The sequence below is a fragment of the Nocardia sp. NPDC051756 genome (assembly GCF_040681495.1).
GTDB lineage: Bacteria > Actinomycetota > Actinomycetes > Mycobacteriales > Mycobacteriaceae > Nocardia.
Window position 1 is genome coordinate 1 of the sequence record NZ_JBFAYV010000014.1, and the last position, 26,118, is coordinate 26,118.

27 protein-coding genes are annotated in these 26,118 nt (G+C 69.0%); 12 read left to right on the forward strand and 15 right to left on the reverse strand.

Going from position 1 to position 26,118, the window contains the following annotated elements:
* Window positions 1-111: 111 nt before the first annotated feature.
* The 15 genes from AB0M22_RS40505 to sulP all read right to left on the reverse strand — a co-directional run bounded on the left by AB0M22_RS40505 (window position 112) and on the right by sulP (window position 15,588).
* The gene (locus tag AB0M22_RS40505; protein ID WP_364738272.1) at window positions 112-1,125 is read right to left on the reverse strand and encodes a DUF5914 domain-containing protein; all 1,014 of its coding nucleotides are present in this window, start codon (window positions 1,123-1,125) and stop codon (window positions 112-114) included.
* Window positions 1,122-2,711 carry an FAD-dependent oxidoreductase gene (locus AB0M22_RS40510; protein ID WP_364738274.1) on the reverse strand — a complete coding sequence of 530 codons (1,590 nt, stop codon included), beginning with the start codon at window positions 2,709-2,711 and terminating at the stop codon, window positions 1,122-1,124. Before AB0M22_RS40510 ends, AB0M22_RS40505 begins: the two co-directional genes overlap by 4 nt.
* On the reverse strand, window positions 2,708-3,040 hold the full coding sequence (locus AB0M22_RS40515) for a lycopene cyclase domain-containing protein (RefSeq protein ID WP_364738276.1): 333 nt from the start codon (window positions 3,038-3,040) through the stop codon (window positions 2,708-2,710). Before AB0M22_RS40515 ends, AB0M22_RS40510 begins: the two co-directional genes overlap by 4 nt.
* A complete protein-coding gene (locus tag AB0M22_RS40520) occupies window positions 3,037-3,387 on the reverse strand; it encodes a lycopene cyclase domain-containing protein (RefSeq protein ID WP_364738278.1) in 351 nt (116 codons plus the stop codon). Before AB0M22_RS40520 ends, AB0M22_RS40515 begins: the two co-directional genes overlap by 4 nt.
* A 9-nt stretch (window positions 3,388-3,396) precedes the next feature.
* Entirely contained in the window at window positions 3,397-4,395 is a 999-nt protein-coding gene (locus tag AB0M22_RS40525) for a phytoene/squalene synthase family protein (RefSeq protein WP_364738279.1), read from the reverse strand.
* On the reverse strand, window positions 4,392-5,915 hold the full coding sequence (gene crtI, locus AB0M22_RS40530; protein ID WP_364738280.1) for a phytoene desaturase family protein: 1,524 nt from the start codon (window positions 5,913-5,915) through the stop codon (window positions 4,392-4,394). The genes AB0M22_RS40525 and crtI overlap by 4 nt, the downstream gene beginning before the upstream one ends.
* 13 nt (window positions 5,916-5,928) lie before the next feature.
* Complete coding sequence (locus AB0M22_RS40535) at window positions 5,929-7,032, reverse strand: polyprenyl synthetase family protein (protein ID WP_364738551.1); 1,104 nt, start codon at window positions 7,030-7,032, stop codon at window positions 5,929-5,931.
* A gap of 5 nt (window positions 7,033-7,037) precedes the next feature.
* On the reverse strand, window positions 7,038-8,345 hold the full coding sequence (locus tag AB0M22_RS40540) for a nucleotide disphospho-sugar-binding domain-containing protein (protein WP_364738282.1): 1,308 nt from the start codon (window positions 8,343-8,345) through the stop codon (window positions 7,038-7,040).
* 218 nt (window positions 8,346-8,563) lie between these two features.
* Window positions 8,564-9,457, reverse strand: a complete 894-nt coding sequence (locus tag AB0M22_RS40545) for a MerR family transcriptional regulator (protein WP_364738284.1) — start codon at window positions 9,455-9,457, stop codon at window positions 8,564-8,566.
* A gap of 692 nt (window positions 9,458-10,149) precedes the next feature.
* Window positions 10,150-10,581 carry an ATP-binding protein gene (locus tag AB0M22_RS40550; RefSeq protein WP_364738286.1) on the reverse strand — a complete coding sequence of 144 codons (432 nt, stop codon included), beginning with the start codon at window positions 10,579-10,581 and terminating at the stop codon, window positions 10,150-10,152.
* Window positions 10,582-10,668: 87 nt separating this feature from the next.
* Window positions 10,669-11,628, reverse strand: a complete 960-nt coding sequence (locus AB0M22_RS40555; protein WP_364738288.1) for a hypothetical protein — start codon at window positions 11,626-11,628, stop codon at window positions 10,669-10,671.
* Window positions 11,629-11,985: 357 nt separating this feature from the next.
* A complete protein-coding gene (locus tag AB0M22_RS40560; protein WP_364738290.1) occupies window positions 11,986-12,891 on the reverse strand; it encodes a universal stress protein in 906 nt (301 codons plus the stop codon).
* A 29-nt stretch (window positions 12,892-12,920) separates the two neighbouring features.
* Complete coding sequence (locus AB0M22_RS40565) at window positions 12,921-13,196, reverse strand: hypothetical protein (protein ID WP_364738292.1); 276 nt, start codon at window positions 13,194-13,196, stop codon at window positions 12,921-12,923.
* Window positions 13,193-13,795, reverse strand: a complete 603-nt coding sequence (locus tag AB0M22_RS40570; protein WP_364738294.1) for a hypothetical protein — start codon at window positions 13,793-13,795, stop codon at window positions 13,193-13,195. Before AB0M22_RS40570 ends, AB0M22_RS40565 begins: the two co-directional genes overlap by 4 nt.
* A gap of 80 nt (window positions 13,796-13,875) precedes the next feature.
* Complete coding sequence (gene sulP / locus AB0M22_RS40575) at window positions 13,876-15,588, reverse strand: sulfate permease (RefSeq protein WP_364738296.1); 1,713 nt, start codon at window positions 15,586-15,588, stop codon at window positions 13,876-13,878.
* Between the two features lie 126 nt (window positions 15,589-15,714).
* Between sulP and AB0M22_RS40580 the strand changes: the two genes are divergently transcribed.
* The 12 genes from AB0M22_RS40580 (at window position 15,715) to AB0M22_RS40635 (ending at window position 26,018) form a co-directional block, all read left to right on the forward strand.
* Entirely contained in the window at window positions 15,715-16,122 is a 408-nt protein-coding gene (locus AB0M22_RS40580) for a hypothetical protein (RefSeq protein WP_364738298.1), read from the forward strand.
* Window positions 16,123-16,239: 117 nt separating this feature from the next.
* Window positions 16,240-16,767, forward strand: coding sequence for a hypothetical protein (locus AB0M22_RS40585; protein ID WP_364738300.1), 528 nt, complete (start codon window positions 16,240-16,242; stop codon window positions 16,765-16,767).
* A 123-nt stretch (window positions 16,768-16,890) separates the two neighbouring features.
* Window positions 16,891-17,793 (forward strand): universal stress protein, encoded by a 903-nt coding sequence (locus tag AB0M22_RS40590; protein ID WP_364738302.1) that lies wholly within the window; start codon window positions 16,891-16,893, stop codon window positions 17,791-17,793.
* A gap of 40 nt (window positions 17,794-17,833) precedes the next feature.
* The gene (locus tag AB0M22_RS40595; RefSeq protein WP_364738304.1) at window positions 17,834-18,712 is read left to right on the forward strand and encodes a universal stress protein; all 879 of its coding nucleotides are present in this window, start codon (window positions 17,834-17,836) and stop codon (window positions 18,710-18,712) included.
* 23 nt (window positions 18,713-18,735) lie between these two features.
* Window positions 18,736-19,788, forward strand: coding sequence for a zinc-dependent alcohol dehydrogenase family protein (locus AB0M22_RS40600; protein ID WP_364738306.1), 1,053 nt, complete (start codon window positions 18,736-18,738; stop codon window positions 19,786-19,788).
* 52 nt (window positions 19,789-19,840) lie between these two features.
* Complete coding sequence (locus AB0M22_RS40605) at window positions 19,841-20,761, forward strand: universal stress protein (RefSeq protein WP_364738308.1); 921 nt, start codon at window positions 19,841-19,843, stop codon at window positions 20,759-20,761.
* Entirely contained in the window at window positions 20,758-21,396 is a 639-nt protein-coding gene (locus tag AB0M22_RS40610; protein ID WP_364738311.1) for a DUF2267 domain-containing protein, read from the forward strand. The genes AB0M22_RS40605 and AB0M22_RS40610 overlap by 4 nt, the downstream gene beginning before the upstream one ends.
* Window positions 21,397-21,398: 2 nt before the next feature.
* Window positions 21,399-22,064, forward strand: coding sequence for an SRPBCC family protein (locus AB0M22_RS40615; protein ID WP_364738313.1), 666 nt, complete (start codon window positions 21,399-21,401; stop codon window positions 22,062-22,064).
* Between the two features lie 133 nt (window positions 22,065-22,197).
* Window positions 22,198-22,923, forward strand: coding sequence for an SDR family oxidoreductase (locus AB0M22_RS40620; protein ID WP_364738315.1), 726 nt, complete (start codon window positions 22,198-22,200; stop codon window positions 22,921-22,923).
* A gap of 30 nt (window positions 22,924-22,953) precedes the next feature.
* Window positions 22,954-23,844 carry an ABC transporter ATP-binding protein gene (locus tag AB0M22_RS40625; protein ID WP_364738317.1) on the forward strand — a complete coding sequence of 297 codons (891 nt, stop codon included), beginning with the start codon at window positions 22,954-22,956 and terminating at the stop codon, window positions 23,842-23,844.
* A gap of 6 nt (window positions 23,845-23,850) precedes the next feature.
* The gene (locus AB0M22_RS40630) at window positions 23,851-24,645 is read left to right on the forward strand and encodes an ABC transporter permease subunit (RefSeq protein WP_364738319.1); all 795 of its coding nucleotides are present in this window, start codon (window positions 23,851-23,853) and stop codon (window positions 24,643-24,645) included.
* Between the two features lie 23 nt (window positions 24,646-24,668).
* A complete protein-coding gene (locus tag AB0M22_RS40635; RefSeq protein WP_364738321.1) occupies window positions 24,669-26,018 on the forward strand; it encodes a wax ester/triacylglycerol synthase domain-containing protein in 1,350 nt (449 codons plus the stop codon).
* Window positions 26,019-26,118: the final 100 nt, after the last annotated feature.

A 26,118-nucleotide genomic window follows, 5' to 3' on the forward strand; every position in this document is an offset into this window, starting at 1 on the left:
GGGGTGGGGGCTTCGGATGCGCCTGCCCGTCCCGGCCCTGGCGGGGTGGTTGTCGGCGTTGGTTCCGGGGGGGGGGGGGGGGGGGGGCCCCACCCCCCCCCCCCCCACCGCTCAGATCTGGTGGGTGCGTAGCCGGTATCGGCGTTCGGCGTAGGCCAGATCGTCACGCCACAACCGCGTCGCGGCGTGATTCATCAACGGCCGCAACAGCGGCAGCGCCCGCCGCGCGTATCGGAACCCCGGCCGTTCGGAACTGGCGATGACCGCCTCGACCACCGCCGTGCGCGCCCGGCCGTCCGGGCCGGGACCCAGTGGCGTGGCGTGGGTTTCGACCACGCTGCCCACCCCCTCGCCGGCCACGATCCGCATCACGATGGTGCGTGGATCCGGGCAACTGAACTCAGCCTCGACCGGCACCCCCAGGCCCCGGCTCACCCGGAAGGTCACCGCCAGCGAGAACCGGTGATTCTCCTCGGTGATCCCGTCCCGTGGCGGGGTGCCGGTCACCTCCAGCCGCGCGAACGAATACGGATGAAACCAGGAGCCGTGCCACGGATCGAGCCGATTGGCGATGATGTCGCGCGGCTCGCACACCCCGACCAGCCGGGTCACCGCGTGCACCGCGGTGTCGGCCGGTCGTGGACCGAGTATCGGTGCGTCGGTGGGTGTTTCGCCGCCGAGCGCATCCAGCCGCAGCCAGGCCAGCACGCCGTCGTCGTGCGTGGGATAGGGACACCAGCGCGCGGCGCCGTCGTCGGGGCCGACCCGCAGGCCGTGCCATCGGCAGATCAGCGCGTTGTCCTCGATCTGCGCCGAGGCCAGCGGGGCGCCAAGGTGCGGGCACGCCCCGGGACCGGCGTGCAGGACGCCGGATTCGTCCCGCCAGGCGACCATCTCGCGGCCGCCGATCGTGGTCGCGAACGGACGGTCGCCGCGAATCGCGCCGCTCGCCGCGATCGCGTACCAGTTGCCCGACGGACGCTGCTGCGACCAGCGCGTCGCCGCCGCGATCAGGCCGGGATCGGCGTCCGCGTACGTCGGCCGCTGTCGCGACCACTGCTCCGGCGAAAATCGCCGCAGCGGAATACTTTTCGGCCAGTTGCCGAATGACGGGCCAGGGCTCACCGGGTTTGCCTTTCGCGAGTCGCCAAGGCGCGCAGCAGGGCCGAGCGCCCCTGGGCGGGGACGGTGTGCAAGGTGTGTCCGGCCGCATTCCATTGGCGCAGTAGCGCATTGGCCGCAAGCCAGCCGGTGGTCGCGGCGCGCTCCATCAGCGCGACCGGCAGATCGACGCGGATGCCGTCACCGGCGAGGACCAACCGCGGATCGGGGGTGACCACGGTGGGCCGGGCGGCGAAGTCGCCGGGCGCGAACCGCGGGCAGTCCTGCCGCCACAGCGTGCGCTCGCCCACGATGCCCGCGTGGGCGGTCTCGGGGTAGAGCGTGTGCAGCCGGGCCAGCAGCCTGCGGCGTAACTCCGCGCGTTGCCCCGGACCCGGCGTCGTCTCGGCGACCGCGTAGGCGTGCAGTTCGACGACGCTGCCGCCGGTTTCGGCGGCCCAGTCCGCGGCCTGCCGTTCGTAGCGATCCACAACGCTGATGTTGTCCAGCGGATCCAGATTGCCGGTGCCGAGGAAACCCGGCCGGTCGGCGTTCACCGGGCGATCCAGCCACAACCGCAGCACCGCGAATGCCGGTGCGTTCGCCGATCCGGCTATCCGCGAACGCCATTCGGCGTCGCCGAGCGTCGGTGACACCGCGACGATGCGGCGCAGGCCCGCGGGGTCGGCGGCGAGCACGACCGCGTCGGCGGTCAGGGACGCGCCGGTGTCGTCGGTCAACCGGTATCCGGCCGCCTCGGCGTCGATCCGCTCGACGGCCACGCCGGTATGGAATCGAACGGTGCCCGGCCGCCCGCGGGTGCGGGGCGCGGTCAGGTAGTCCGCGAGCGGCTGCCACAGGCCGACATCGAAATTGTCCTGCGCCACATCGAAGATCAGCCCTTCGCTGGAGCCGAGGAAGTAGATGTGGAACATGGCCGCCAGCTCGGCGGCGGACATGCGCGCCGGCTCGATGAAGAAGCTGCGGGAGAACACCTCGAACGCCAGATGCCGGGCCGCCTCCGGAAAGTTGATCCGGCGCAAGAACGTTTGCGCGTCGAGATGATCGAGCTGGGTGTAGATGTCCGGAACCGACACCGCGGCCAGCGGAGACGCGGCCCGCGCGTCCATCCGGACCAGGTCACGGACCCGGAAGGTGGGACTGCGCAGCGCGAAGGCCAGCGCGTTCCAGGGTGGTGTGCGCGGTAGCCCGCGGAAGGTATCGCGGCGGCCGTGCGCGTCGACCAGGGGGTAATCCGTCAGCCTGCGCAGCTGCCCCAGCTGAGGGTCGCTGCGGCCCAGTAGTTTTCGCAGGTTGTAATACTGCGCGAAGAACGCGTGGAAGCCGCGGTTCATGCCCACCGCGGTGCCGTCGGCGAGCCGTTCGGTCCAACCGCCGACGCGCCCGCCCAGATACCGCTCGCGTTCGACGACCTCCACCTGACAGCCGCGTTCGGCCAAACCCGTTGCCGCCGAAAGGCCCGCGATCCCGGCGCCGACCACCACCACCCGCGGCGCGATGGCATCCCGGCCCAGATCCAGGTGTCCCGGCGCGCCCGGATAACGCACGCGCCGGCGATCACGGCCGTAGCCGTCGGTCACCGTGCTCATCGCCGATCACCCGCCTGGCGCTGCCGGGTACGTTCCCAGCCGAGCAGGACCGCGGTCACCAGGGCGAAGCCGAACAAGAAGTCCTCGACCGGGATGTTCCACGGAAACCGCAGCCCGAGAATGTGATCGGGGTTGTACAGGACGACCGCCGCGGCGGACATGGTGAGCCATCCGTCCACCAGGATCTGGAAGCCCAGCACGATCAGCATCGTCAGCCAATAGGCCGGCCGACGAAACAGCCCCGTGTGCAACACCATCCGCTCGGTCGCGCACACCAGGACCACCGCGGCGACCGCGGGCAACGTGTAGCCGACGCCGATGGAACTCATTGCCCGGACACCTTTCTCGAATGGCCGAGCCGGCTGCGCCCGGCACCGAGCAACGTTTCGACCGCGCCGAAGGTGAGCAGTCCGCACACCGGGACCACGAAGAAGAACAGCAGCTCCTCCAACGGCATGCCGCCCGGCAACAGCAGCCCGACGGTATAGCGCAGATCGAAGCCCCACACGTGGGTGGCGATCGCCACCAGGTCCCAGACCACGAACAGTGCGGCGGCCGGCCACAGCGCGCCGAGCAGCAACCGCGGCCGCCGGTAGACCCCGGGGCCGATCAACTCCAGCGGCGCCGTCAGCGCCAGGCAGAAGACCAGCGCGAGCAGATAGTGCCAGCGATCCATGTGCGCTCCTCAGCCGTGCTCGCGCGAGGTGGCGATGTCGAACGGCGGCAACGGGATATCCGTCCCGGCCTGCGGTGCGGGCGGGGCGCCCGCCCGGCGGGCCCGCCAGGCGCGCAACAAACCCGTTGCGCCGACCCGGATCCGTCGCCCGGTGCCGACCCTGGCGCGGCGGCCGAACACCTCGAAGTCGGCGGCCTCGATGCGATCGAGGATCTCGCCGTACAACACCGACGCCGTCGCCACGCAGGGGCGCGAGCGCGGGGCCAGCAGTTCGAGCCCGCCGCGCGCGTAAGCGTAGATGTCCCTGGTGATTTCGTGCTGTTCGGCCAGTGCGCGACGCACCCGCGGGTCCACTCGGCGATGCCGGCGGCACCAGAGCAGCAGCTGCCGGTCCACGCCGTGCGCGGCGAGTTCGTCCGCGGGCAGATAGACCCGATCGCGGGCGAGATCCTCGTCGACGTCGCGCAGAAAGTTGGTCAGCTGGAAGGCTTTTCCGAGCGCGGCCGCGTACGGCGCGGCCGCCGCCACCGACTCGATGGTGCCGAGCACCGGCAGCAGTTGCAGCCCGATCGCCTCCGCCGAGCCGTAGATGTAGCGATCCAGTGCGGCCCGGTCCGGATAGTCGGTGACCGACAGATCCATGCGCATCGACGCGAGAAACGCGTCGAACAGGTGCTGGGGTATCCGATAGGTCTGCGCGGTGTGCAGCACCGCGGCCAGGACCGGGTCCCCGGCCGCGTCGGCAGCCGCGAATTGCTTTGCGAGCGAATGTAATCGGGCCGCCCGATCAGCCGGGGTGAGCGTGGGGTCGAACTCGTCCAGGATGTCGTCGGCGCGCCGGGCGAAGCCGTAGAGCGCGTGCACGGCCGGGCGCTGGTCCGGCGCGAGCAGCCTGGTGGCGAGGAAGAAGGTCTTGCCGTGGGCGGCGTTGAGCGCGCGGCAACAGGCATAGGACTCGCGCAGCAGTGGATCGGTGATGCCTGCCGCGTCCAGCTCGGCGCGCGTCATCGCGACCGCCGATCCGTCAGGACGCCCGCTGTGCGCGCGGGGTCGTTCCCGGTCCGTGCCCCGGTGACCCGGTCGGCGGCGAGACGTCCGGAGATCAGCACCGGCGGAATACCGACGCCCGGCACCGTCGAACCGCCGGCCAGCACCACGTTGTCGATCCCGCGAATCAGGTTGGCGGGCCGGAACGGACCGGTCTGGGCGAAGGTGTGCGCCAGCGCGAACGGGCTGCCGGCCAGCATGTCCTGGCTCGCCCAGTCGGCCGGGGTGACCACGCGCAGCACCTCGCAGTCGCGCAGTTGCCCGCCGAGGCGGCGCTGCGCGAGTTCGAGAATCTGTTGCGCGTAGTCGGTTCCCGCACTCGCCCAATCGATGTCGCTCTGCTCGAGATTGGGCACCGGGGCCAAGATGTAGAGCAGATCGCGTCCCGGCGGCGCCAGCGTGGGGTCACCAGCGGTCGGCCGGGTCACCAGCAACGAGGGATCGGACATGACCCGGCCGTCCTCGATGATGTCGCGGAAGGCGCTGTGCCACGCCGCGCCGAACAGCAAGCAGTGGTGCGGTATTCGCGGGGCCTGCGCGCATCCGACGTGCACCACGACAGCCGACGGCGCGGCGCGGACCGCCAGCGGACGACGCGAGCGGTGCCCCAGCAGCTCGTAGGACCGGTGCCGCTCGGTGGTCAATACCACTGCGTCACAGTCGATCCGCTCCTTGTCGGTCTGCACCGCGACCACCCGGCCGCCGGTCCGCGCCAACTGGGTCACGGTCGCGCCGTAACGAAACCGCACACCGGCGGCCTCCGCTGCCGCGGCCAGGGCGTCCGGGACCGCCCGCATGCCGCCGCGTGGAAAATAGACGCCCGACATGGTGTCCATGTAGGCGATCACCGCGTAGGCGGCCAGCGCCCGGTCCGGGGCGACGCCGGCGTACAGCGACTGAAAGGTGAAGACGCGCCGCAGATCCGGGTCGGTGATGAACTCGCCGACCTTGGCGTCCCAGCGGCGGAATCCACCGAGCGCGGCCAGCCTGGCCAGTGCCGGGTTCAGCATCGACAGCGGTGACTCGAAGTTCGAGCCGATGAACCGATCGAACTCGGCCGCGTACAGCCGGGTCAGCCACGCGCGCAGCCCGCGATAGCCCGCGGCCTGCTCCGGCCCGGCGAATTCGCCGATGGCGCGCACCATTTCGGCCTCGTCGCGGTGCACGTCGAGGGTGCGTCCGTCGGCGAAGATCGCGTGGTAAGCGGGATCGACCGGGACCAGGTCCAAGCGGTCACTCGTCCGCTCGCCGACCGCGGCGAAGACCTCATCGATCAACTCCGGCATGGTCAGCACGGTCGGACCGGTATCGATGCGGTAGCCACCCACGTCGAGCCGGCCCATCCGCCCGCCGGGCACCGCGTCTCGTTCGACCACCGTCACCTCCCGGCCTCGGCCCGCCAGGTGCAGGGCGGTGGACAGACCGGCCAGTCCCGCCCCCACCACCACGACGTGGTCACTGCGTCCCGTCACCGTGCGCATGGTCTTCCTCTCGTCACAGCTGCCGTGCGGTGCACAGCAGCGCCATCTGTTCCAGGGCGGCCCGTTGATCCCGGCCGAGCGCACCGTCGCGCAGCGCGCCCAGGGCATCGCGGACCCGGTCGGCGATCATCGCCTCGATGCGTTCGGGCGCCCCCGAGTCGGCGATCAGCGCGCGACCGCGGGCGATGGTCGCGGCGTCCAGCTCCGGCCGGTCCAGCAGCCGGGTCAGCTCGCGGCGCGTGGCGGCGTCGGCGAGGTCCAGTGCGACGACCACCACGCTGGTGGCCTTGTGCTGTCCGAGATCGCTGTCCTGCGGTTTTCCGGTGACCGAGGCCGCGCCGAAGACGCCGAGCAGGTCGTCACGCAGCTGGAAGGCCTCGCCGATCCGGGATCCGTAGTGGCCGAGGGCGTTCAGCGTGCGTTCGGCGCCGCCGGCCAGCGCCGCGCCGAGTTCGAGCGGGCGCCGGACGGTGTAGTTGCCCGACTTCGCCCGCGCGATGCCGAGCACCGCGTCCAGGGCCGGGCGCTCCCGCACGTCGTTGGACAGGTCCGCGAACTGACCGACCGCCAACTCGATGCGCATCGCGTCGTACCGCGGCCACAGTCGCGCCAACGCCGTTGCGCCGACGCCGCTTTCGCGCAGCATCTGCTCGGCCCACACCAGGCACATATCGCCGAGCAGGGTCGCCGCCGACGCGCCGAACCGCGTCGGCGAACCGGGCCGGCCACGCTGCCGGTGCCGGGCGGACAGGCGCAGGTGCGCCGCGTCGGATCCGCGGCGCAGGATCGCGTCGTCCATCACGTCGTCCTGGAGCAAGGCGAACGCGTGCAGCAACTCCAGGGCAGCCGACGCCCGCACGGCCGCGGGGTCCGGCTCCGCGGCGCACAGCCAGCCCAGGTACATGAAACTCGAGCGCAGGCACTTGCCGCCGATGACGTACTGGGCCAGCACCTCGTCCACCCCGGCGGCGCCCAGCTCGGCGACGCGCACCCGGCGCAGGAACGCGGTGAGCTCATCGAGCACCTGCGACCGAAGTTCGGCCTGCCACTCGGCGAACCCGGCGGCCAGGCCGGGCGGGGACGAGTCGAGCGGAGTTCGCGCGGGACCGTAAGACACTGTGCTCAACGAGATTCTCCGTTTCCTGCGACCGGCGCCTCGGCCAGGCCGGCCCGCGGGTCGAGATCCGCCAGGACGCCCGAAATCACTTCGAACGGTGACACTTTCGTCATGCTCTTCGCCAACCCTGCTGCCGCGCTGCGGAATTCGCCATTGCTCGACACCTGGTCCACCGCCGCGGCCAACGCGGCCGGGCCGGGCCGCGCGGTGCCCAGGTCGATGCCCGCGCCGGTGTAGGCGACGCGCGCCGCGATCTCCGGCTTGTCGGCGGTGTCCCCGGCGACGATCAGCGGCACGCCGTGGCGCAGCGCCTGTTGCACACCGCCGTAGCCGCCGTTGGTGATCATCACGTCGACCCGGGGCAACAGGTCGGCGTAGGGCACGAAATCGGTGACGTAGGCGTTGGCGGGGATCGGCCCGAGCGCGGCCGCGGAACCACCCGTGCACGCCACCACCGCCAGCTCGGATCGCCCGCGCAACGCCGCCAGCGTGGGGCGGATCAGCTGGTCGAGATCGCCGTTGTCCCAGGTTCCCTGGGTCACATGGACGACCGTCCGCGCCGTGGACAGCTCGTTCCACCAACTCGGCAGCCGCGCGCCGGCGCGATCGATCGGAATGGGCCCGGTGAACACCACCGACGACGGCAGATCCCGCCGCGGGTATTCGAACTCGGGCACGGTGAACTGCAACAGCCGGTCGGCGAGCACCGGCCAATCGAGCGGAGAACACGGCGCGGGACCGAGGCCGAGTTCGCGCAGGATCGCGTCCAGCCGGCGCTGACCACCACGGAACAACACGTGCCGCACGACGTCGTGCATCGCCGTGTAATCGCGGCCCGCTCGCGGGTGCCAGGCCATGCCGAACGGCGGGGTGTCCGCGCTGGACAGCATCAACGGAACGACGCCGCAGGCGAGCACCGGCGGCCGCGGCGTTCCGGCCAGCAGCAGCGGGACGGCGCCGGTGAACATCACGTCGACGAACACGGCGTCGAATTCCGTGCGGGCCAACTCGGCCGTCAGCGCACGGAACTGGCCGGCGATCGGGTCCAGGAAGCCGGTGCGCAGTTCCGCGCGACCGGTACGCCATCGACGGACCATCCCGGGTGCCCCGGAGCGCGGCGACTCCGCCCGCGTGACGGCCGCGTCGGTCGCGAGCGCGGAAAACGGAATACCTTGTGCTACAGCACTTTCCCGGAATCGAGCGCCGGTGAGCAAGCGCACCTGATGGCCGCGCCGCTGCAAATCGGCCGCCACGGCGAGCATGGGCGTCACATGCCCAGGTATCGGACTCGCCGCCAGGAGATATCGAGCCATGCCGAGATTCCTCCGCTGATCGTTCGCCTTGCCGCCCCGATGCCGGTCCAGCCACGTCGGTCGACCGCCTCGCGAGGGCGGCCCGCGCCTACGACCGATGCTACCTCAAACGATGCAAAAGCGATGCACACCTTCGAGTGATTTCGACAGCCGCTTCGCGCAAACTATTTCAGAAACTTAACCATATGCCCAGCCGTACGGCCGGTTAGCCCACGCCATCAGGGCAGATTCGCGATGACCGCCTGTTGCAGCGTTTGAATCGCTTCCTCGAGCGTGCGCACCCGGACCACACCCTGTGGCCACTCGCTGCTCCCCCATCCCGGCCCGGCCAGCACGACCCGCGACCAACTCCGCCGTGGTTCGCCGGGCAGTACTGCCGTCTCATCCGACTGGGACCACAACACCACGATCGGCCTGCGTTCATGCTTGGCCAGCGCGTCGGCCAGCGCAGTACCCGGCACCGACGCGCCGAGCAGCAGCGCGGGCAGGCCGAGCTCGGCCAGCGCGCCCCGCAGCACCTCCAGCGGGAGCACATGGTTCTCCCCCGCGGTGCAGGCGAGCACGATCGGCGACCTGCCCGCCCTGGTGCGCAACGGCGGCACGACCCGATGCAGGGCGGTGGCCACCGCCCAGGACAGCAGGTGCTCGACATCGATCAATCCGCCGCCTACGTCCTGTCGGTCGACGATCTCGGCAAAGGCCGGGCGGCACAACCGATTCCAGGTCGCCACGACACCGTGGTAGGTGATATGAGCGCCGATCACGCCGAGCAGCTCGGCGGCCTCGAGGCGCTGCGCCGCGCCGAGCACCGCCGCGACGTCGCCGAGCACCGGCGCCGATCCGGCCATCGCGCGGACCGTGGCGGCGGCACTGGCCGGACTCACGCCCGCCCGCACCAGATCGACCATCCGCGCCGCGACCGCCAGGTCGGTCTGCGAGTAGTGCCGATGCCGTCCGGGACGATGCTGCGACGGCCCGAGACCGTAGCGCCGATTCCAGCTCCGCAGGGTCGCTACCGGAATCCCCAGCGTGCGGGCCGCCATCCCGACGGTGTAGTCGGCCAGCGGCTCGTCCGGATCCTCGTCCGCGCGCCACCGCCCGTAGCCAGCCATCGCCGAGCCTCCTCGCATCGGATGCGTCCCCAGCGTAGCGCAGTAACGATGCAGATTCGATGCATGACGCGCCCGAGCCGCATCTTCGGCGATCGGCCGACAAGAGCCCCGCGCTGGGCGCCAATGAGGAACAAAGCTATTTCGCTGAACGAAACAGCGAGCCCAGTCGCCGGAGTCACGATGAACATCGCCCGCACCGCCTTCGCGGCCGCCACCCTCTGCACCGCCCTCACCCTCACCGCCGCGACGGCCACGGCCGGCGAACCCGCGGGGATTCCGTCCACGATCGACATCCCTGTGCCGCAACCACACTGCACCAGAACGCAAGCTGATATCTGCCCGCTGCGGACCCGCGCGGACTTATCTGGCTGCAACACGGTTTCGCCCGCACCAACGACAACGTGGCCGCCCTCGCCGCAAGCTTCGCCGCCGCAGGCTATCTCGCCTTCGCGCCGAGCCTGCAATTCCTCGATATGGCCGGCTGCACATTGCAGAACCTCGGCGACAACACCGGTTTCCTGGACCAGGTCGCCCAACTCTTCGCCACCGCAACCGAACCCACAGGCGCCCTCGCGCACAGCCTTGCCGCCGTGGCGAACTCAGCCCACCGGCCCGGCCTGATCCTGCTCGACCCGGTGAAGTCGTTCCTGGGCAACAACACCGAACGCGCGCTCACCGACCTCGACCCCCCGTCAACCGCAGGCGCCGGTTCCCAGCTCGGCCCACATGGTCTTTCCGGTGCCGCGCGGATCGACGCCCCAGCACGCGGCCAGTTGCTCGACCAGGATCAGCCCCCGCCCACCCGTGCGGTCGGGCCGCCGGATTCGCGGGCGCACGGGTGAGGCGTCGTCGACTTCCACCCGGAACCGCGCGGCGTCGATCAGTAGCAGCCGGCAGGCGCGGGCCGGGTGGGCATGACGCAGGGCGTTGCAGGCCAATTCGTCGCATACCTGCACCGCATCCTCGATCACCACGCCGGAACAACCCGCCAGCAATCGCCGCGCCGCCGCCCGGACCTCCCCCAAGCCCACTGCGTCGAGATCGAACTCCAAGTGGTCCCCGCGCGTCGGACTCCACGTAACAGCGTTCACCGTTACCCTCCGTTCGCTCGCCGAATACTCCACTGCCGCAGACGCATCTGCCTGGCGGTGACATACCCGTCCGGCGACCGGGAAAACAGTTAACCGTAAATTCGCCCGATACGGCGAAGATCACACCAGCTCGGATTTGCAGAAGATGCTTGCCAGGCGCGCCTTTTCGACGCCGGAGGCGAAGCCGAAGCACAGTCGCGGCCGCCCCGCGACGATCTGGATGGCCATTCCCTCCGGCTCGCGATAATCCAGCGACTTTCCCGCCTGGGTCAGCTCCCGCTGCACCTGCGCTCCCGTCCGCAGATCCACGCAGGTGATGAACGTATTGCCCGGTGCGGGATTACCGTCGCCATAGGCGTTTCCGGTCAGCAGATAGAGGTAATTGCCGAAGGCGGAGTATCCCTGAAAGGTGCCCAGACCGTCCGGTGTGGCGATGTCGTACAGCCGCGTCGTACCGCCGGCCTCGACGTCTTTCAGATCGAATACGGCATACCGGAACCCACTGGCCTGCGCGTAGCGCATAACCAACCGATTGGTCGACGGGTCGAGCGCACACGTGGTATTCGTCGCCCCGGGCACCAGGGTGTATTTCTGCGACTCCCCCGACGAGGCCGTCAGCGTCCGCCCGTCGGCGAACTCGAATCGAGCGATCCTGCTGCCTCGCGCACTTCCGTCCACGCGCACCGCGTCGGTCTCGGTCCACAGATACGCCGAGGTCCCGACCGGCTCCACCCCGATCTGCACCCCATGCCCGAAACCCAGCAAATACATATGCCCCAGCACCACACCCGCCGTCGACAACTTCGTCAGACACAAATCGCCCGCAGCCCCCGAATCTGCCCCGTTCCGCACCTGGACGGCGTAGATGTGACTGTTCACGTTGTCGAAAGCGAAGGATTGCAGCACGGTTTCGTCATACAACGCCTTACGCCACAGCACCTCACTCGACGCCGCACTCAACTCGAACCGCGCCTGCCCCACCTCCTCGGCGACCGCACGACCGCCGACCGCCCACGCGGCCATGACACCAGCCCCGAGCCCGAGCAAGCTCCGCCGCGACATCAGCACACGCGAAGTCATCAAACCTCCACTCAGCAACCGATCACCCGATACCCGCAGTCTGCCCGGCTCCACACCACCGCCCCAACCCTCGTCTCGAATAACAATCCCCTGTTCATTGCACCGTCACCGAGACATCACCTCACCGCGCAGCCATAACCGCGCCGGTACCTCGATCACGACCTGTTCTCGACGCAAGGCCGGTCATTCCGATCCAGGTTTCACCGCCGGGCCGGCCGCCCTCGGTGACCGGCCAACGCCCGCCTCGAAATCCAGCGCGCCGCAACCATTTATCGGCCCGAGGCACGACCGCCGAGCACTATCTCGCGATATCGCGACAGAGGTAGCCATGACGACAGTCATGATGGCCGGCGGTACTTACCGGCGCTCGCGCACGACGATCATCGGTACCTCGACCGAATGCAGCAGGGCATTGCTGGTCGAGCCGAGCACCATGCTCTGGAACCCGCCGCGCCCGTGACTGCCGACGACGACCAGTTGGGCGTTGGCGGATTCGTCGAGTAGCGAACGAACCGGCCGGTTGGCCACCACGATTCGGCGTACCGGGACGTCCGGGTAGCGCTCGGCGTGACCGGCGAGGGCTTCGGCCAGGGTCGCCTGCGCGGACTCCTCCGCCCCGTCCCAACCGGCGACGGGCACGTCGAGTCCGCTGACGTCGCTCCACGCGTGCAACGCGGTCAGGCCGACCTTGCGCCGCGACGCTTCCTCGAAGGCGAGGTCGAGGGCCGCGACGCTGTTGCCGGTGCCGTCGACGCCGACCAGGATCGGCCGGGTCGCCGACACCGCGTCGATGGCCGAGTCGCCGTGGATCACCGCGACCGGGCAATGCGCGTGGTGGGTCGTGGCGGTGCTGACCGAGCCGAGCATGCCGCGCCGGAACGCACCCATCCCGCGGCTGCCGACGACCAGCATCCGCGCGTGCGCGGACCGTTCGATCAGCGTCGGAATGATCGGTTCGGCCGACACCTCGGTGCTGATCCGCGGATCGTCACCGGGCGCCGCGGTGCGCGCGATCCGGGTGGCCTCGGCCAAGGTTCGCTCGCTGTCCTTGCGCAGCCAGTCCAGATCGGCCGTGCCCAGCGCCATGCCGGGTCCGTAGCCGGTATCGATTCCCATCGAGGTCAGTAGGTGCAGTCGGCAGTGGTGCAGTCCGGCTTCGACCGCGGCCCAGGCCACAGCCTGGTAAGAGCTCACGGAGCCATCTACGGCGGCGAGGATCTGCGGGTCGAGTTGTGGTGCCTGCGCGAAGCTTTCGACGGACATGGGGACGCCTTCCTGCTCGGATATCGAAATCAGTGTTGAGTGCCAACGGGTTTCACCGACGTCGGCCGCAGAACGGTCAGGCGGTGCCGGTATTCGGTCTCATCCACCTCGCCGCTGGCGAACAGCTCGGCGAGCAGCGCCTCCGGCGACAACCGGGGTTGTGCTCGCTGCGGTTGCGCCGGCGCGCGGCCGGGTCGATCGAACGAGAGGATCGCGACGGCCGCGGTGATCCACAACGGGACGGCGACCAGAATCAGGAGCACGAACATCCACCATTGGGCGCCGTCCTCGTGCCAGTACATCATTGCCGTTCCTCTCTGATCGGACGGCTGAGCTGCCGCCACTCGTGTGCCCATCGGGCGTCCCGACGCCGGTCGAGCAGCCATCCGCTGCCGCGCACCAGGCACCAGGCGGTGAGCCAGGTGCCGACCAGCACGACGACACCGACACCGATGCCCGTCATCGCGGCCGCCGCCGGCGGCCGCGGTTCTGTCGTCGGCGCACCGTCGGGCCCGAGCCACACCGCGACGTGATCGCCGGCTTGCAGGCCGCGGCGCATAGCCACGACTTCGGTGCCAGGACGACCGCTGTCGTCCCATCGCACGCGCGCCCGATACTCATGCGCTGCCGACTTCGCGGGCTCCTCGGTGAGCACCGCTGTGACGCTGTGCTTTGTCGCATTCTCGGCGCGGATCTGCGCCGCGTCCTCGGTATAGGCGGCTGTACCGAGCGCACCCGCGACAGGCACCGCCACCAGCACGGCGACCGCCGCGAGGATGCGCAACATCGCTTCGAGCCGATCCGAATTGCGCAACAACGGATTAGGGCTCCACGGTTGAATCGACCACCAGCGAAGCACGCGGGTCCACCATCCGTGGATGGGAATGATCACGTTCTCCGGCATCGCCATTCACCTCGTTTCGGCAGCATCCGCTGTCGACTTCGAGCATCCCGCTCGGCCGCGTGCGGCGGCAGAGAAGAAGGTCACCCGGTGGGCGGGCCGTGTGGCCCCGGATTCCGGTCCGCCTGGAACGCCGCGACGGCGGTGGGCAACGTCGGATACAGGTGATGCACCCCGATCGCGGCCGTGAGCCCGAACGCGTCGAGATCATGACGCAGATCCTGTTTCACCCGCGCCATCGCGAAGACGACGCCTTGCTCGGCCAGGTCCGCGCGCAGCTGCTCGACGGCGTCGAGGGCGGTCAGATCCACTTCGACGTTGGCCTCGGCGTTGAGCACGAACCAGCGCACCGGCTCCCCAGCCTGCTCGTTCCAGGACCGGACGGCCGCCAGCGCCCGGCGGTGGAAGTCTTCGGCGTTGGCGAAGCACAGCGGTGCGTCGTAACGGTAGATCACTAGTCCGGCAATGGGTTTCGCATCCGGATAGTCGTCGATGTCGTGCATGCCCGCCAGCCCCGGCACGAACCCGAGAATCGCGTCGTGGCCACGGGCGATCCGCCGCAGCAGATCGAAGATCGACAGGGCGATCGCCACCAGCACGCCGTACAGCACGCCGAGCGCGAGCACCGCAACCACAGTGCCGAGGGCCAGGATCAGCTCGCTGCGCCGGAATCGGGCGATCCGCCGGAACTCCGTCACATCGATCAGCCGCAGCGCGGCGTAGATCACCAACGCGCCGAGCGCGGCCGTCGGGAACGCGGCAAGGACGCCGCGCGCACCGAACAGCACCGCGAGCACACCGCCCAGTGCGACAACCGAATACAGCTGCGTGCGCGCGCCCATGACGTCCGCGATCGTCGTCCGGCTGCCGCTACAGCTCACGGGGAATCCGTGCATCAGCCCGGCTGCCACGTTGGTCGCGCCTAATCCCGCCAGCTCGATGTTCGTGTCGACCTGCGCGCCGTGCCGTGCGGCGAAAGCCCTTGCGGTGAGCGCATTGTCGGAGAACCCGACGACGGCGATGCCCACCGCGGGCAGGATCAGCGTCCCGATGTCGGCGGCCGACACCCCGGACACACCGGGTACCGGAAGGCCCGCGGGCACCGCACCGATAACTCGAATACCTAAGCGCTGCAACGAGAATACCGCGACCACGCCGGTGGCGAGCAGCACCGCCACCAGCGGCCCCGGCACGCGCGGCGCCCGCCAGGCCGCCAGCAGCAGGCCGCACAGCACCGCCGCGGCGAGCACGCTGGTCGGCCGATGCCATTGCGCCGAGTGCTCCGCGAACGAACGCAGTTGCTCGAACAAGGTCTCCCCGGTTACCGGGATCCCGGTAACCCGTCCGAGCTGACCGGCGATCATCATGCCCGCGGTGCCCGCGAGATAGCCGATCAGCACCGGTTTGGACAGCAGGTCTGCGAGCACCCCCAGCCTGGCCACCGCTGCCGCCAGGCACAACCCGCCGACCAGCAGCGCGAGCACCGCCGCGAGCGCGGCATAGCGGGCGGGATCGCCGAGCGCGAGCGGCGCCAGCGCGACCGCGGTGAGCAACGCGGTGGTGGATTCGGGTCCCACCGACAGCTGCCGCGAGGTGGCCAGCAGCGTGTACACCGCCAGCGGGCCGATGACGGCCCACAGCCCGGCCACCGGCGGCAATCCCGCGACGGTCGCATACGCCATCACCTGCGGAACCAGGTACGCGGCCACCGTGACCCCGGCGACCACGTCGGACCGGAGCCAGGCCCGCTGGTAACCCTCGAATTGCCGGAGACCCGGCAGGAAACGCGTCAGCACTGTTCCAGCATGGTGCGCGCCGCCGTTCGGCGAGACGGCCGAAAGTCACCGATCACGACTTACGGCCCGAGGACCTGGGACGTCAGGCCCTGCCGCATCCACACCTGAGCAGGAAACAGTGTGAGAATGGCACTCACCACGTATGTACGAAGAATCGGCACACGTCAAGCCGTGCTCGGCCTGATCGCCGGTGTCGTCGCGACCTGGGCTTTCGCCGGCGCCCTCGGGCTGAGCACCGGGGTGATCCGCCTCGGGGCCACCATCGATGCCCGAATTCCGTTTCACAGTCCGGTGTTCGGCGCGGTCATGCTGGCCGTGATCGTCGGGCTGCCGATGACGATCGCGGGCGCGCTGGCGGCGCGAAACGACGAACGAACACCGATCGCCGGGATGACGGCCGGCACCGCGCTGATCGGCTGGATCGCGGTGCAGGTGGCGGTGATCCGCGAACTCAGCTGGCTGCAACCGGTCTGCATCGCCCTCGGCCTGGTAGTCCTCGCGCTCAGCGCGGGGCTGTGGCGCGACCGGCCCTGACTCGCCGGGCCGATGGTGGCCGAAGGTCCTTCGGTAAGCGGCGGTTCGGCACTGTGCGCGGCCGCGTCCCGGTCATAGCGTCGAGTTGAACAGTTTCCGCAGGTGAAGGAGTTCGAGATGCGGTCACGAATCGTCTACGAGTCCATGTTCGGCAACACCGCGGCCATCGCCGCGGCGATCGCGGAGGCGTTGCGCGCGTACGGCCCGGTGGAGGTGCTGAACATCGCCGCCGCCGCGAACGTGCCGGCAGCGTCCTGTGATCTGCTGGTGGTCGGCGGCCCGACCCATGCGTTCGGGTTGAGCAGGCAGCGCACCCGACTCGACGCGGCCGGGCGCACCGACGCACCGGTCGTGGTCGACATCGGTATTCGGGAATGGCTCGACGCCGCGTTGCCCGTGCCCGCGGGTTGCCGGGCCGCGGCGTTCGGCACCAAGGTCGCCAAGCCGCCGTGGCTGCCCGGATCCGCCGCCCACAGCGCGGGAAAACGGTTGCGGCGCTTGGGTTACCAGCTCGCCGACGAGCCGATGGACTTCCTGGTCGACGGAATGACCGGGCCGCTCAGCGAGGGCGAGCCGGCCAGGGCGCGGGCCTGGGCCGAACGACTCGCCCACGTCGAGCAGGACCGCATCGCGCACCTGCACTGAACTCCCCGTCTCTCATTGCGGCCGTTGGGCCCCCGAGTTCGTGACCAACGACAGGCGTGCCGGACCGCACCGAATTCCTAACGTACAGATACCGGAACCGCAGACCCGAAGGGCACCAGGACAATGGCTACGCACAACAACGACGACACACACGAAATCGCCACGGCCGCAGTGGTCGTCGGCGTAGACGGCTCCGCGGCCGCGGACCTCGCCGTCCGCTGGGCCGCGGCGACGGCGACCAGCCGCCATCGCCGGCTGCGTATCGTCAACGGCCTGAATTTCGCGGCGACCCAAGCTGTTACGGGCACCTACGACCTGATGGTCCCCGCCGTCATCGACGCGATCCGCCACCAAGGCGCGGAGCGAGTCGATGCCGCGCGCACGCTCGCCTTGACCGTCGACCCCACGCTGACCGTGGAAACCGAAGTCTCCGAAGACAATCCGGCACGGCTGCTGATCGAGCACTCGAAATCGGCGAACCTCGTCGCGATCGGCGCGTCCGGCGAAGGCGGAACCATCCGCCATCTCGGCTCCACCCTGCTCGCGGTGACCAGCCACGGCCACGGGTCCATCGTCGTCGTCCGCGGCACCGAGCGGTCGACCAGCAGCGCCGGTCCCGTTGTGGTCGGCGTCGACGGCAGTTCGGTCAGCGAGGCCGCCATCGGCGCCGCCTTTGCCGAAGCGAGCAACCGCAACGCCCATCTGGTCGCGGTGCACGTCTGGAGCGACCTGTACTTCGACAAGTTCGCGGGCGACATCAGCGATCCCGCTATCCGGGAGCGGGCGCAGGCGGTGCTGGCCGAGCAGCTGGCCGGCTGGCAGGAGAAGTACCCGGAGGTCGAGGTGACCCACGAGGTGTACCTGTCCGGACCACGCCACTACTTGATCGAGTGGTCGAAGGCCGCGCAGTTGCTCGTCGTCGGCAGCCGTGGTCGTGGCGGATTCCGCGGCCTGCTGCTCGGCTCGACCAGCAATGCGCTGGTCCAGCGCGCGCATTGCCCGGTGCTGGTCGTCCACGCGGACTGACCCGTCGCAGCCGATCGTCTACTCGCAGAAAGGCATCAAGATGTCCGCCAACCCGATCAACCCGCCCGTTCTCGTCGGCACCGACGGTTCCGCGACCGCCACCGAGGCGGTCCGCTGGGCCGCCTGCGCAGCGGCGCGCCACGGCGCACCGCTACACATCGTGTACGCGATCGCCGCGCCGATGGACTTCGGTCCCGGCCTCGCCTTTCCACAATTCGACTACGAGACCTACCGGCAGTCCGGTGAGCTCATCCTGGCCAAGGCCCGCGAATCCGCGGTGGCCGCCGCCGCGCCGATCGGCGACCTCGACATCAGCACCTTCGTCGTCGACGCGCCGCCGATTCCGGTGCTCCGCGATCGATCGGTGAACGCGCGCCTGCTCGTTGTCGGCACCCATGGCTACGGCGCGCTCCGCCGCGGTCTGCTCGGTTCGGTGAGCACGTCGTTGGCCAGGCACGCGAGGTGCCCGGTCGCGGTGATCCCCGAGGCGGACGAGCGAACATCGGTGGGCGCCCACGGTCCGGTGGTGGTCGGCGTCGACGGCTCGGTCGGCGGGGAACTCGCGCTCGACATCGCTTTCGACGAAGCGTCCCACCGCGGCGCTCCCCTGCTCGCGGTACTGGCCTGGTCGGAATTCAACCGCTATATCTCGCGCGCCGACATGCAGAAGGAGGGCGAGACGCTGCTGGCCGAGAGCATCGCCGGCTATCAGGAGAAATATCCCGATGTCCAGGTGTCCCGGCTCGTCACCGAGGCCCGTCCGGCCAAGTGCCTGCTCGGCACGGCCGAGCTCGCCCAGCTGCTCGTGGTCGGCAGCCACGGGCACGGCGGATTCCCGGGGATGACCCTCGGGTCGGTCGGTCAGGCCGTGCTGCACGGCGCCGACTGCCCGGTCATCATCGCCCGTCCGGCGAACTGACCCGCCACAATCGAGGAGAACCCATGTACGCCATGACTTTCCGCGGACCCGGCCAACCCAGCTGGGAGCAGGTGCCCGACCCCGAGATCCAGCACAGCACCGATGCGATCGTCCGGGTCGACGCCGTGACGATCTGCGGAACCGACCTGCACATCCTGAAAGGCGACGTCCCCGAGGTCACACCGGGCCGCATCCTCGGTCACGAAGCGGTGGGCACGATAACCGCGGTCGGCCCCGGCGTGCGCACCCGCGAAGTCGGTGACCGCGTACTGATCTCGTGTATCTCGGCCTGCGGTGCGTGCCGATTCTGCAAGGAGGGACGCTACGGTCAGTGCCGCGGTGGCGGCGGCTGGATTCTCGGCCACCTGATCGACGGCACGCAGGCCGAATCGGTGCGGGTGCCCTTCGCCGACCTGTCCACCCACCCGATTCCCGACGGCATCAGCGACGAACAGATGCTGATGCTCGCCGATATCCTGCCGACCAGCCATGAGGTCGGTGTGCTCAACGGCAGGGTCCGGCCAGGGGATGTCGTCGTCATCATCGGTGCGGGACCGATCGGCCTGGCCGCGGTCATGACCGCGCAGCTGTACAGCCCCGGTCACATCGTGGTCGTGGACATGGTCGACAGCCGGCTCGCGGCCGCGAGCAAGTTCGGCGCGGACATCACGCTCAACAGCCGCCGCGATGACATCGGCGCGCGCATCGCGCAACTCACCGACGACCTCGGCGCCGATGTCGTGATGGAAGCCGTCGGCGTGCCCGAAACCTTCGAGCTAGCAGTCGATCTCGTCCGCCCCGGCGGCCACGTCGCCAATATCGGCGTACACGGCGCCCCGGCCACCCTGCATCTGGAACGGATCTGGATCCGCGACCTGACCATCACCACCGGCCTGGTCGATACCAACTCCACCCCCACCCTCATCCAACTGATCCGCAGCGGCAGGCTCGACCCGGCGCCGATGATCACTCACCGCTACGCGATGAGCGAATTCCCTACCGCCTATGACGTTTTCGCCCGCGCCGGCGAGACCGGGGCGCTCAAAGTGATGGTGTCCCGCACCGCGCCGCAATGACCCTCTTCGATCGCGCCCGACCATCGACCCCTGTGTCCGGAGGAAGACCGAAATGAACACCCCACAGACCAGTGATCCACACCGCCTGGCGTCGGCGGTCATCGTCGTCGGCGTCGACGGCTCGGATGGCTCCGATCTCGCCGTGCGCTGGGCCGCGGCTACGGCCTTGCACCGCCGCCGGCAACTACTCATCGTGCACGGCCTCGACCTCGCCGCCGCCCGCGCGAAGCTCGCCCGGCACGACGTGCTCACCGGTCCGATCATCGAAACCATCCACCAGCGCGGACACAAGATCGTGACCGACGCCCGCCGACTCGCACTGGAGATCGACCCGGAACTCGTTGTCAGCACCGAGATTTCGGAAGAGGGACCGGCCCAACTGCTGATCCAGGCGTCGCGCACGGCGTATCTGGTGGCGCTCGGTGTAACCGGCAACGCGGGTTCCTTCGCACATCTGGGTTCGACCCTGCTGGCTGTCACGAGCCACGGCCATGGACCCGTCCTCGTGGTCCGCGGCACCGATGGCGAAACGCCGGTCAGGCGCACCGGGCCGGTCGTGGTCGGCGCCGACACAAGCGTCGGCGGCGGCGCCGCGATCGCGGCGGCGTTCGCCGAGGCCGCCGAGCGCGGAACCGAGCTGATCGCCGTGCACGCCTGGATCGACTGGAATCTCGACGGATTCGCGGGGAGGCCCGACCTCGGCGCCACCGAAGGCGACCTGGAGAACGCCGAGGACGCCCTGCTGGCCGAGCGCCTGGCCGGCTGGCAGGAGAAGTACCCGGACGTTCGGGTCACCCGGCAACTCCATCCGGGCGGGCCGATCCGGCCGTTGATGGACCTGTCCGGCACAGCGCAACTGATCGTGGTCGGCACCCGCGGACACGGCGCGTTCACCGGCCTGCTCCTCGGTTCGACCAGCAATTTCCTTGTCCAGCATGCCCATTGCCCCGTCCTGGTCACCCACCAGGAATGACCGAGGACCCCACCATGCCGCACACCCGAGATCCCTTCGCCCCCGCACTCCACTCCGCCAACGTCTGGCTGCGCCACGTCGCGGACGCGATGGCCACCGATGACCGAGTCTTCGCCTACCGAGCCACTCGCGCTTGGTTGCACACCGTGCGTGATCGCCTCGAACCGCACGCCGCGGCGCACCTGGCCGCACAGCTTCCCGACCTGTTGCGCGGCGCGTTCTTCGAGGGATGGGTGCCCGGCCGCACGCCGAAGTCGTCCGACGTGAACGCCATGCTCGCCGAATTCGCCGGCGCGGCAGGCGTTACCGATGACGAGGCGGTCGGCCTGCTGTGGATCGTCACCGACGCGTTCCGCGAGCTGTGCTCTCCCGGCCTGCTGGAACATCTGTTCGCCCGGCTACCCGCCGCGCTGAATCGCATCCTGCTCGGTGCCTCGCCGGGACCGAACGACGAAGAGACGGTGGAGGACCGGCTGACGAATCTGGCCGACCGGCTGCAGGTCCTCTCCGACGCGGTCAGCGTACTCGCGCGGGGATTGGAATTCCGGCCGGACATCGAACCCGACAGCACCCGAACAGCATTCGCCGCGCAGGAGGCGCACCGCATGCTCTTGGCCGAACCCACCGGGATGTAGTGATGAGAACCATGACAGCGATCGCGGTCGGCACCGCGACATACCTGGCCGGGTTGGCCTTGGGCTACCAGGTGCTCCTCCGCCGCAAGTGCCTCACCTGGGGCGCGCGCACCGACGAGGTCGCGCGCACGATGCCGGGCGACGAATTGCTCGCCGACCCGGACATCGTTGCCACCAGGGCGATCACGATCGCCGCGAGCCCGGCCGCGATCTGGCCGTGGCTGGTCCAACTGGGACCGGGCCGGGGCGGCGCCTACACCTACGACTGGATCGAGAATCTGCTCGGACTGAACATGCACAGCGCCGACGAGATCCTGCCGCAGTTCCAAACCCTTTCTGTCGGTGATACTTTCGCCCTCGGCGAGAATGGACCGCGAATGCGGGCGGCCATCATCGAACCCGAGCAGGCGTTGGTGTTCGCGTCCACGGACGGACACTGGGTGTGGGCGTTCGGGCTCTACCCGAGCGACGAAGGCACGCGTCTGGTCAGCCGAAACCGCATCGCGCTGCCCGAATCCGCTTCGCCGGCCAGGATGTTCACCCGGCTCATCATGGAACCGGGGAGCTGGATAATGGAACGCAAGATGCTGCTCGGCATCAAACTGCGCGCCGAACGCGGCAGCACACCGGTCGCCGAACGCCCGGTCACCGTTCAGGCTGTCCGATAACGCCTTCCTGCCGATCGAATACTCGACACAGAGTCGGATAGTCCTGCGCACTGAGGTCTTTCGCCAGGCTCGCCGGGCACCGATCTAGGCCACGCTCGAGTGACACGAATCCCCATCTCCGGAGGTTGTCACAGTGAACAGTTTCAGTGGGCGCAGCGCCATCGTCACCGGCGGCGCGCGCGGAATCGGCGCCGCCATCGTGCGCGCGCTGGTGAAGGAGAACATCGCGGTCGTCATCGCCGATCTGCTCGAGCCGGAGGGCACGGAACTGGCTCGCTCACTGGGGCCGAATGCCATGTTCCAGCGGCACGACGTCACCGACAAGCAGAATTGGCGCGACCTCATCGACCAGACCGAGGCGACCTTCGGGCCGTTGGCGATCCTGGTCAACAACGCGGGCATTCTCGATTACGGCAGCATCGAAGACGAACAGCCCGCCATGTTCCGCCATGTCGTCGAGGTCAACCTGTACGGCGCCTGGCTCGGCATGCACATGGCCGTGCCGCACCTGCGGGCCAGCGGCGGCGGGGTGATCGTCAACATGTCCTCGACCGCCGGCTTGATCGGCTACGCCGGCATCGGCGGCTATGTCGCGAGCAAGTGGGGCCTGCGTGGCCTGACCAAGGCCGCGGCGATCGAACTTGGACCCGACGACATCCGCGTCTGCTCGGTGCATCCCGGTCCGATCCACACGCCGATGACGGCCGGGCTCGACGAATCCACGGCAGCCACAGAGCCATTGCCGCGTTTCGGTGATCCGGAAGAGGTTGCCGCGATGGTCCGTTTCCTCGTCACCGAGGCTACGTTCTCCACCGGATCGGAATTCGTCCTGGACGGCGGTGCCACCGCGGGTCGATAGACACTCCGGTCGCGAGAAAGAGACACCCCAATGTCAGCGATTATCAGCACCAACGGCTTGACCAAGGTCTACGGGCGCAAACCTGCCCTGGCCGACCTCGATCTCGAAGTCCCCGCCGGCGTCGTTTTCGGCTATCTGGGACCCAACGGTGCGGGCAAGACCACCACGATTCGGCTGCTGGTCGGCCTGATGCGGCCGACCCGAGGGAGCGCGACCATCGGCGGAGCCGACAACGTGCGCGCACGATCCGAGGCACAACGCCATATCGGTTATCTCCCCGGTGAATTCGTCGGCTACCCCGACCTCACCGCGGAGCAGTACCTGAGCTACCTCGCACACCTGCGTGGCGGCGTCGACGACAAGGTCCGCCGCCTGTTGATCGAGCGGCTCGGACTGGACCCCACGGTGCGCATCGGCGCGATGTCGCACGGCAACCGGCAGAAGGTCGGCATCGTCCAGGCGTTCATGTCCGAACCGGATCTGCTCGTCCTCGATGAACCGACCACCGGACTGGATCCCTTGGTACAGCGCGAATTCCACACCCTCGTGCACGAGGCAAAGGACGCGGGCCGCACCGTGTTCTTGTCGTCGCACGTGCTCTCGGAGGTGCAGGAGGTGGCCGACATGGTCGGCATCCTCCGCCAAGGCCGATTGGCCGAGGTGCGTTCGATCGGTGCGCTCACCGCGCGGCCGTTGCGCCACATCGATCTCGTATTCGGCGGTGCGCCACCAGATCTGAACCGGCTCGAGTACCTCGACGGCGTCCGGTCGGTGCGCCAGAACAACCGGGGGATGCATATCGAACTGGAAGGCTCTACCGCCGCACTGTTGCGCGCCATCGCACCATTCGACGTGACCGACATCGTCAGCCACGAGCCCGATCTGGAAGAGATCTTCCTCAACTATTACGGACGAGGCTGAATCGCCATGCTGCGCACCGTCTACACCAAATCCCTGCGTGACCAGCGCCGTGGACTCCTTGGCTGGAGCATCGGCGTCATCCTGATCGTCCTGCTGGAATCGGCCATCTGGCCGACGTTTTCGGACATGTCCGGCATGCAGGACTTCCTGAAGAACTACCCCGAAGCCATGCGGAAACTGTTCAACCTCGACCAATTCACCACCGGCACCGGGTTTCTCAACGCCGAGCTGTTCACCTTCATGCTGCCGATCCTGTTCCTGGTATTCGCCATCGGCCGCGGCGCTCGCGGCGTCGCCGGTGAAGAGGCGGACGGCACCCTGGAAGTACTTCTGGTCAACGGCGTTTCGCCGATTCGGCTGGCCCTGGAACAGGCCGCCGTCTTGATCACCTCGGTCGCTGTGCTCGGGCTCACCTTGTTCGCCTCGATCACGGTGTGCTCGGCGATCTTCGGGCTCGGCATCCCGGTCGCGTTCGCCGCCTCCGGCGCGTTGTCGATGACGTTGCTGGGCATGGAGTTCGGCCTGATCGCCGCCGCACTCGGCGCCGCCACCGGCAAACGCGTGACCGCCATCGCCGGAGCGTCGATTCTCGCCGTCGCCGCCTACGTGCTGCACGTGGCCAGCCAACTGGTCACCGCGATCGCCCCGTGGGGGCCATGGTCGCCGTTCCATCAAGCCATAGCCGACGGACCGATGGGCGCCGGACTCCCCCTCGCCTTCCTCTGGCTCGCGCTGGCCGGCCTCGTCTGTCTACTCGCCGCGCTCCCCGTTTTCGACCGCCGCGATATCGCCGGCGCGTAAGCAGCGTCAATGGAGGTCTCGCAGTGATACAAGCGCAAGTGCCGGTCGCGATCGAACGAGCGGGGCCGATGGATCTGACCGTGCTGGCCACCGACCACGCCTCGATACCGATGCAGATCGGCGCGATCCTGCTCTTCGACAGTGCGGCCGCACCGACTCCGGCGAGCATCCAGGCGCTGCTCGTCGAACGCATACCTCGCATACCTCGTTTCCGACAAGTATTGCGGCGCACGCCCTTCGGCTGTGGACGACCCATCTGGGTCGATGACCCGGAGTTCTCCATCGACCGGCATCTGGCGGTGCTCGTCCGGTCGAAACCGGTTGCCGAACAAGAGCTCTTCCTTCTCGCCACCGACCTGTTGTGTGTGCCGCTGGCCCGGGACCGGCCGCTGTGGCGGGCGGTCCTGGTCCACGCGCCGGGGCGGTGCAGCTTGATCGTCATCGTGCACCATGTGCTTACCGACGGTGTCGGCGGTTTGGTCGCGCTGTCGGCACTGACCGACGAAGGGCCGGTGTCGGCGGTTCGAGGTTTCCCCCAGCCGCCACCCGACGGCTGGGCGCTGGCCGCGGATGCGACGGGCGAACGGCTTCGCGCGATACGCACGCTTCCGACCGCATTCCAGCGTGTCGCCTCGGGCCTGCGGGAGCTCGGATTCAGCTGGGCCAGTGTGCGTCCGATCGAACGAACCTCGCTGAACCGGCCGACGTCGCCGCGTCGCCGGATCACCCGAGTCGAGGTCGACCTGGCCGAGATCGTCGCCATTGCCCGGCACGCCGACGGCACCGTGAACGATGTTGTGCTCGCCGCGCTCACCGGCGCCTTGCTCGACCTCTTGCGGGCGCGCGGCGAGCGACCGCGTCAACTGGTGATATCGGTGCCGATCGCCGGTCGCCGCGGCGGAGACTTGCGCAGACTCGGCAACGACACCGGTGTCCGGCCGATCGCGGTAGCGGCGATCGACGACGACTCGACGCGACTCACCGACATCGTTGCCGTGACGAGCGCGGCGAAGCGAACGACCGTCCGGGCATCGTCAGCGGCTCCGCTGGGTGGCACATTCCGGCTGCTGCATCGGCTGGGCCTGTTCCAGGCGTTCATCGACCATCAACGCCTCGTGCACACCTTCGAAACGAATCTGCGCGGTCCCGGCACAGCGCTCCACCTGGCCGGACACCGCGTGGCGACGCTCGTCCCGCTGGTGGCTACTCCCGGCAATGTCGGTGTCACCTTCGCAGTCCTGTCCTACGCCGGCAGCCTGGGCGTCACCGTTATCGCGGACCCCGACATCGTCACCGACCAGGATGCGCTCACCGCCGCCCTCACGGCCAGATTCGAGCGCCTGAGACAGCCCGACCCGTCAGTGCGCCGGTGACCAACGGCCCCGGTAGCCACGACATCGGGTCGATCGGGTCGACCTCCGAAGGACTATCGGCTATGCCGGTTCCTGGTCCGCATCCTGCGCGCTCAGTGAC

Excerpts from the sequence above, each read along its gene's own strand:
- AB0M22_RS40510 (WP_364738274.1), bottom strand. The coding sequence starts at position 2,711 with ATGAGCACGGTGACCGACGGCTACGGCCGTGATCGCCGGCGCGTGCGT.
- AB0M22_RS40515 (WP_364738276.1), bottom strand. The coding sequence starts at position 3,040 with ATGAGTTCCATCGGCGTCGGCTACACGTTGCCCGCGGTCGCCGCGGTG.
- AB0M22_RS40520 (WP_364738278.1), bottom strand. The coding sequence starts at position 3,387 with ATGGATCGCTGGCACTATCTGCTCGCGCTGGTCTTCTGCCTGGCGCTG.
- AB0M22_RS40525 (WP_364738279.1), bottom strand. The coding sequence starts at position 4,395 with ATGACGCGCGCCGAGCTGGACGCGGCAGGCATCACCGATCCACTGCTG.
- crtI (WP_364738280.1), bottom strand. The coding sequence starts at position 5,915 with ATGCGCACGGTGACGGGACGCAGTGACCACGTCGTGGTGGTGGGGGCG.
- AB0M22_RS40540 (WP_364738282.1), bottom strand. The coding sequence starts at position 8,345 with ATGGCTCGATATCTCCTGGCGGCGAGTCCGATACCTGGGCATGTGACG.
- AB0M22_RS40545 (WP_364738284.1), bottom strand. The coding sequence starts at position 9,457 with ATGGCTGGCTACGGGCGGTGGCGCGCGGACGAGGATCCGGACGAGCCG.
- AB0M22_RS40555 (WP_364738288.1), bottom strand. The coding sequence starts at position 11,628 with ATGACTTCGCGTGTGCTGATGTCGCGGCGGAGCTTGCTCGGGCTCGGG.
- AB0M22_RS40560 (WP_364738290.1), bottom strand. The coding sequence starts at position 12,891 with ATGTCCGTCGAAAGCTTCGCGCAGGCACCACAACTCGACCCGCAGATC.
- AB0M22_RS40565 (WP_364738292.1), bottom strand. The coding sequence starts at position 13,196 with ATGATGTACTGGCACGAGGACGGCGCCCAATGGTGGATGTTCGTGCTC.
- AB0M22_RS40570 (WP_364738294.1), bottom strand. The coding sequence starts at position 13,795 with ATGCCGGAGAACGTGATCATTCCCATCCACGGATGGTGGACCCGCGTG.
- AB0M22_RS40580 (WP_364738298.1), top strand. The coding sequence starts at position 15,715 with ATGGCACTCACCACGTATGTACGAAGAATCGGCACACGTCAAGCCGTG.
- AB0M22_RS40585 (WP_364738300.1), top strand. The coding sequence starts at position 16,240 with ATGCGGTCACGAATCGTCTACGAGTCCATGTTCGGCAACACCGCGGCC.
- AB0M22_RS40590 (WP_364738302.1), top strand. The coding sequence starts at position 16,891 with ATGGCTACGCACAACAACGACGACACACACGAAATCGCCACGGCCGCA.
- AB0M22_RS40595 (WP_364738304.1), top strand. The coding sequence starts at position 17,834 with ATGTCCGCCAACCCGATCAACCCGCCCGTTCTCGTCGGCACCGACGGT.
- AB0M22_RS40600 (WP_364738306.1), top strand. The coding sequence starts at position 18,736 with ATGTACGCCATGACTTTCCGCGGACCCGGCCAACCCAGCTGGGAGCAG.
- AB0M22_RS40605 (WP_364738308.1), top strand. The coding sequence starts at position 19,841 with ATGAACACCCCACAGACCAGTGATCCACACCGCCTGGCGTCGGCGGTC.
- AB0M22_RS40610 (WP_364738311.1), top strand. The coding sequence starts at position 20,758 with ATGACCGAGGACCCCACCATGCCGCACACCCGAGATCCCTTCGCCCCC.
- AB0M22_RS40615 (WP_364738313.1), top strand. The coding sequence starts at position 21,399 with ATGAGAACCATGACAGCGATCGCGGTCGGCACCGCGACATACCTGGCC.
- AB0M22_RS40625 (WP_364738317.1), top strand. The coding sequence starts at position 22,954 with ATGTCAGCGATTATCAGCACCAACGGCTTGACCAAGGTCTACGGGCGC.
- AB0M22_RS40630 (WP_364738319.1), top strand. The coding sequence starts at position 23,851 with ATGCTGCGCACCGTCTACACCAAATCCCTGCGTGACCAGCGCCGTGGA.